At 67.1% G+C, this 5,367-nt stretch carries 5 protein-coding genes and 1 pseudogene; all 6 read right to left on the reverse strand.

What is annotated here, in order from left to right; translation table 11 throughout:
- Positions 1-599, reverse strand: a 599-nt coding sequence (locus ACEQX1_RS16915) for a multicopper oxidase domain-containing protein (RefSeq protein ID WP_370197175.1), incomplete at its 3' end; no start/stop codon positions are given.
- A 17-nt stretch (positions 600-616) separates the two neighbouring features.
- Entirely contained in the window at positions 617-2,071 is a 1,455-nt protein-coding gene (locus tag ACEQX1_RS16920; RefSeq protein ID WP_370197177.1) for a TolC family protein, read from the reverse strand.
- A gap of 403 nt (positions 2,072-2,474) precedes the next feature.
- On the reverse strand, positions 2,475-2,804 hold the full coding sequence (locus ACEQX1_RS16925) for a hypothetical protein (protein WP_370197179.1): 330 nt from the start codon (positions 2,802-2,804) through the stop codon (positions 2,475-2,477).
- Positions 2,805-2,993: 189 nt separating this feature from the next.
- Positions 2,994-4,376 (reverse strand): MFS transporter, encoded by a 1,383-nt coding sequence (locus ACEQX1_RS16930; protein WP_370197182.1) that lies wholly within the window; start codon positions 4,374-4,376, stop codon positions 2,994-2,996.
- A gap of 99 nt (positions 4,377-4,475) precedes the next feature.
- A complete protein-coding gene (locus ACEQX1_RS16935) occupies positions 4,476-5,213 on the reverse strand; it encodes a hypothetical protein (protein WP_370197184.1) in 738 nt (245 codons plus the stop codon).
- A gap of 28 nt (positions 5,214-5,241) precedes the next feature.
- A pseudogene (locus ACEQX1_RS16940) lies at positions 5,242-5,367 on the reverse strand (HupE/UreJ family protein); the annotation flags it as partial.

A 5,367-nucleotide genomic window follows, 5' to 3' on the forward strand; every position in this document is an offset into this window, starting at 1 on the left:
CGATCGACCGGCATGAAGGCCGGGTCCTTCGGATGGATGATGAACATGCCCATCATCCCCATGGCCATCTGGACCATCTCGTCGCCATGCGGATGGTACATGAAGGTCCCGCTCTTCACGGCGTCGAACTCGTAGACGAACGTCTTGCCCGGCGGGATTCCCGGCTGGGTCAGGCCGGTCACCCCGTCCATGCCGCAGGGCAGGATGACGCCGTGCCAGTGAACGGTCGTGTGCTCCTTCAACCTGTTCGATACGAAGATCCGCACCCGGTCGCCTTCGACGCATTCGATGGTCGGTCCCGGCGCCTGGCCATTGTAGCCCCACAGATAGGCGGTCATGCCCTCGCCCATCTCCCGCTCCACCGGTTCGGCAACGAGGTGGAACTCCTTGACGCCGTTGTTCATGCGAAAGGGCAGCGACCAGCCGTTCAGCGTCACCACGGGATTATAGTCCGGCCCGGCCGTCGGCATCAGCGGCGGCTGGGTGGCCGCCGTCTCCATGATCGGCGCTTCCGGAAGCCCCATGGCCGACGTCTTCGACCAGGCGGCGACGCCGGCAAGAGCCGCTCCCGCCCCGATGAATTGTCGTCTCGAAACCATCGTTCGGATCCTTTCGATCAATCGTCGCCAGAGGCGGACGCCATCTCGGCGTCACCAGCGGCTTCGGACGCATCTTCGCCGCCGCCGTAGACGGCCGCGGTGAGAGCGGCGTCGGCGAGGTGGAATTCGCGCTTTGCGTTGAGGGAGAGCAGGATCGCGTCGAGCTTCGCCCGCGTATCGGCGAGGAGATCGAAGGTGCTCGTGATCATCCCGTTGTAGGTGAGAAGAGCTTCCTTCTCGATCGTCGTCCGCAATGGCACGACGCGAGAGCGGTAGTGCCGGGCGATCTCGCTGCGACCGCGATAGGCCTTGTAGGCAGCGCGTGCCTGCGACCGGATGTCGACGGCCTTGGCCGCCAGCTGGTTGGCCGCCTTCAGGTACTGGAATTCCGCCTTTCGAAGCCGGGCCTGCCCACTGTCGAAGATCGGGATTTCGAGCCCCACCTCCACGGATGCGGACACGACGTTGCTTGCCGCTTCGGACCCGTCGTCGCGTTCCTCGACCTCGCGTTCGACTTCCACGCCGGCGGCCAGTTCCAGGTCGGACACATATCGCGTGGCCTTCGTCAGGCCGTAGGACCGCGCCAGCGCCTCGAGTTCGAGACGCGCCACCTGAAGGTCGACCCGGTTGCGAAGAGCCTCCGCCTCGGTGGCCTTGAAGCCCTTCAGCGTGCCAGGCAGTGCGGGCAATGCGTTCGGAACCTCGAAATCGAGATTCTTCCCCCATACGCCCATCACCCGGTAGAGCTTCTCCTTGGCCAGTTGCGCGGCCAGTCGCGCTTCGGCCGTCCGCCCGGTCAATTCGGCATAGAAGGCCTGTTCGCGGGCCTGCTCGACCTTCGGCATCGCTCCGGTCCGGCCCAGTTCGCTGGCCAGTTCCGCGGCAGCGTCCGCGGCGAGTTTCGCACGGTTCAGATAGGCGACCGTCTCCCAGGCCGCGACAGCCTCGATCCATGCCTCACGCGTTCTGGCCGCAAGCGCCAGCGTTGCGTCGACGGCCCGCAATTGCGCCTGGAGGACCCGAACCTCCGCAACGTCGAGGCGCCGTTCGCGGGTCATCATCCGGACGATGTTGGCGGCGATCAGCCCCTCGATCGTCCGTCCGACACCAATCCCGCTGTAGGAGAGCGAAAGCCTCGGATTGACGGCGAGCCCCTCCTGCCAGAGTTCGGCAACCGACAATCCGACCTCTGCATAGTCCGCCTGCAATGTCTTGTTGCTGAGAAGCGCGACCTGCACGGCCGCGTCGGCGCCGATATATTTCGCCGCGAGCAGGTTCCGGACCCGCTCGCTGGCCGCCGCAGCCTGCGCCTGATCCTGGACCCAGACCGTTTGTTTTCCCAAACGGCGCCCGGCGTCTGCCGACACGACATCGAAGCCGAGATCCGGCTCGAATGTCTCTGAAGCCGCAACGCAGCCGGACATGATCAGCGGCAGGAGAAGGACGCTGCTCATCCTGAACAGCGGCCTCATAGTGCCGGCTCCCGGCCGGCTACGGGGGAAACGTCCACGCCAGTACCGCGCCAACCATCCGGCTCGCGGACAGTGCGGTGGGTATAGGCGCCGACGACGGAAGCATGCCCGGATGTTCCGCCAGGGATGCTCGGGTCCTCAGGCGACGGGAATACGGTCGTTTCGGGCAGACCCCGAGCAGCGTCCGCACAGCCCGCCAGAAGCAGGCCGGGCAGGATGCCGGCAATGATGGAGAATCTCATTGTTGAACCTGAACGCCATACCGTTCGCCGCGAGATGCGCCTCGCGGAACCGGTCATGGGGGAAGAGGATCAGGCTTCGCCGCAGGCGAATTCCTGACGTCCACGCTTGCGACCAAGGAATGGCCGGAAGACGCAATAAGGCTGAGAAAAGCCCTGGACGGTCAGATTCGGGGAGGACGCTCGGTGGTGGGTCCGGACTGTCCTGTCAGATCCGTCGTGAGGATCGGATAGGACAGATTGCGGCTGACCGGCATGGCGTCGGTCGGCCCGACGGCCTGCGGGACGGCCGTCAGGCAGTGCGTCGCACAGTCACTTGCGCCGGCGGCCTTGTGATCATGGGCTTTCGCGGGCGCATGGTGGCCATCGTGCGCATGCCCGGGTTCGCCGGCCATATCCGCCTCAGCGACCATCGCCATGGCGAGGGGCTGCGAGGACATGATGGACGGTTCCGCCCCGACCGACCCGACGGATGCGAACAGCATGCTCAGCATGACCGCGAGAGCAGTCAGCAGCCGAGCAGGCGTGCGAGCATGGGATCGGTGAAACATCATCGCGCTGTGGATATCATGAACTCGAAGAGGCGTCCATTCTCAGACCCCTGCCCTCGTGGGACGCCCCTCCCCAGACGCCGCGGCTTCCGTACTCGTGAAACCACCCCGTGATCGGGGCAAGCCGTCGGGTCACCCACCGGCGGTGCCGGTCGGCCAGGTCGCGTGGTGGTCGTCGATCACCAGGGCGTGCCGATGGCGGATCGGCTGGTGGCGATGCGGATGGCGGTGTGGCTCCGGCCCCTCCCAGCCCTCGTGCTCGTGCTGATGGTGATCGTCGTGGACATGCAGCGCATCGTGCGCCAGCGCCTGGTGGACATGCTCGATCTCGACCGGATCGTTCGCCGGCCAGAAGACCAGCGCGACCGCGGCGCCCGCAGCCGCTCCAGCAGCCATGACCAGAAAGGTCGGGCCAAGGCCGATCGTCGCGCCAAGCCACCCGGCGGCCGGATAGGTAACGAGCCAGCAGGCATGCGAGAGGGCGAACTGCGCCGCGAAGACGGCGGGCCGGCTGTCGGCATCGGAGGAGCGGCGCAGGAGCAGCCCCCCGGGCGTGCCGATCGCCGACGCAGCGGCACCGAGCAAGGCCCATAGGATGACGCTGCCCGTCCATCCAGGGCCGGTGCCGGCTATGACGAGGAGGCCCGCCATGGCGCTCGCGCCCGTCAGCATGACGGTGCGGGCGGGAACCCGGTCGAGAAGCCGCGAGAGCAGGATGGCGACCGCCATCGAGCCCAGGCCGTAGGCGGCGAAGAGGAAGGCCACGTCGTCGTTGGTGCCGCCGAGATCGGCGCGCACGACGACGACAGTGTTGACGATCACCATCGCCCCGCCCGACGAGGCCGCGAAGGACACGGCCAGGAGACCGCGCAGGCGCGGCGTTGCGAGGTAGACGCGGATACCGCGGGTCAGCTTGTCGACGAACCGACCGCCGCTGGCCGCCTTGGCGACCGGAAGCGCGACCGAGACGACCAGCGCCGCGGATGCGAGGAAGCCGAAGACCGTGCCGAGAAACAGCCAGTGGAAGGAGATCACGGTGAGCAGAAGCCCCGCCAGGAGCGGGCTGAAGAGCGACTCGAGGTCGTAGGCGAGCCGCGAGAGCGACAGGGCGTTCGTGTACTCCCGCTCGTCCGGCAGGATGTCGGGGATCGTGCCCTGGAAGGTCGGCGTGAACAGGGCCGACATCGACTGGAACGCGAAGACGAGACCGTAGACCTGCCAGATCTCGGTGACGAAGGGCAGGACGAGCACGAAGGCCGCCCGGGCGAGGTCGAGGCCGACGAGCAGCGTCCGGCGCGGGAGGTAACCCGTCAGGACCCCGGCGAACTGCGAGACACCCACATAGGCGATCATCTTGATCGCAAGCGCCGTCCCGAGCACCGCGCCGGCCTCGGCGCCGGCAAGGTCGTAGGCCAGCAGCCCCAGCGCCACCGTCGTCAGGCCAGTCCCGATGAGCGACAGAACCTGCGCTGCAAAGAGATGGCGATAGGTGCGATGGCGCAGGACGGTCAGCATGGTTGTGTTACCTCGACCCCGGCGTTGCGGCTGCCCGGCCGGAAGAAGATGCCGACCGACGGCACGGGACCATCGGTCGGCGGTGATTGGAAGGCCTCGTCAGACCTTCCGCTCGAAAGCGGTGTAGGTGCCGCTCGTGCGCAGCGTCAGGGACACCGGCGCATCGCCGCGGTTGCGCCAGAACCAACCGTGGTTGCCGGTGAAGGCCGCCTGGATGGTCCCTTCGTCGGAAGAGACCGAGCGCCCCTTCTCGTAGGAGATGTTCTGTCCGCCGCCGTCGCCATGCGTGTCGTAGTTGACCGCACCGCCTTCCGAAACGACCCAGGCGAAGGAGGCGATCTCGCCCTCCTGCATGGTCAGCTTGATCTCAGCCCCCTCCCCGGGCGCGAGCGTGATGGTCATCTCGTCCTGGCGCATCTCCTGAGCGACGGCCGACGAGACGAACAGACCGCCGATCGCACCGAACAGGCTGGACTGCCGCTCCGAGATGGGCGGTGCCGGGGGCGCGGGCGGGGCCAGCGGAGCGACGGGCGGCGGCACCACGCCGACGGCGGCAGGCGGAAGTGGCGTGGCGTCGGCACCGGTTGCCGGGGCAGCGCGGGCGGCCGCGTCCCTCGCGGCATCGGCTTCGGCTTCTGCCGCGAGCTGGGTCTTGATCTCGCCCATCTCCGTGAGGTTCAGCGCCGATCCGACCCCGGTCGGATCGATCCCGTACTCGGCGGGAAGCACGACGGCGACGAGGATCGCAGTGGCGGAGACTGCCGCGATGACGGTCGAGCGCAGGAGCTTCCGCGTGGATGGAAGCTCGGCGCGGATGGGCATGTCGGTATTGTACATGTGTCGGTATCCTTGCGTTGAGAGGTCGTCAGGCGACGAGATAGCCGGCGACCTGGTAGCCGAAGAGCACGAAGCCGGCGGCCATCATGACGACGTTGGCGGTGTAGGCGTGGCGGAAGAAGCTCGGTGTCCTGCGCCAGAAGCCCATGACGAT

It is taken from the genome of Aurantimonas sp. (assembly GCF_964217435.1).
Classification (GTDB): Bacteria; Pseudomonadota; Alphaproteobacteria; order Rhizobiales; family Rhizobiaceae; genus Aurantimonas; species Aurantimonas coralicida.

What these genes read in the sequence shown, in the direction of transcription:
- ACEQX1_RS16920 (WP_370197177.1), bottom strand. Translation starts at nt 2,071, where the DNA reads ATGAGGCCGCTGTTCAGGATGAGCAGCGTCCTTCTCCTGCCGCTGATC.
- ACEQX1_RS16925 (WP_370197179.1), bottom strand. Translation starts at nt 2,804, where the DNA reads ATGCTGAGCATGCTGTTCGCATCCGTCGGGTCGGTCGGGGCGGAACCG.
- ACEQX1_RS16930 (WP_370197182.1), bottom strand. Translation starts at nt 4,376, where the DNA reads ATGCTGACCGTCCTGCGCCATCGCACCTATCGCCATCTCTTTGCAGCG.
- ACEQX1_RS16935 (WP_370197184.1), bottom strand. Translation starts at nt 5,213, where the DNA reads ATGTACAATACCGACATGCCCATCCGCGCCGAGCTTCCATCCACGCGG.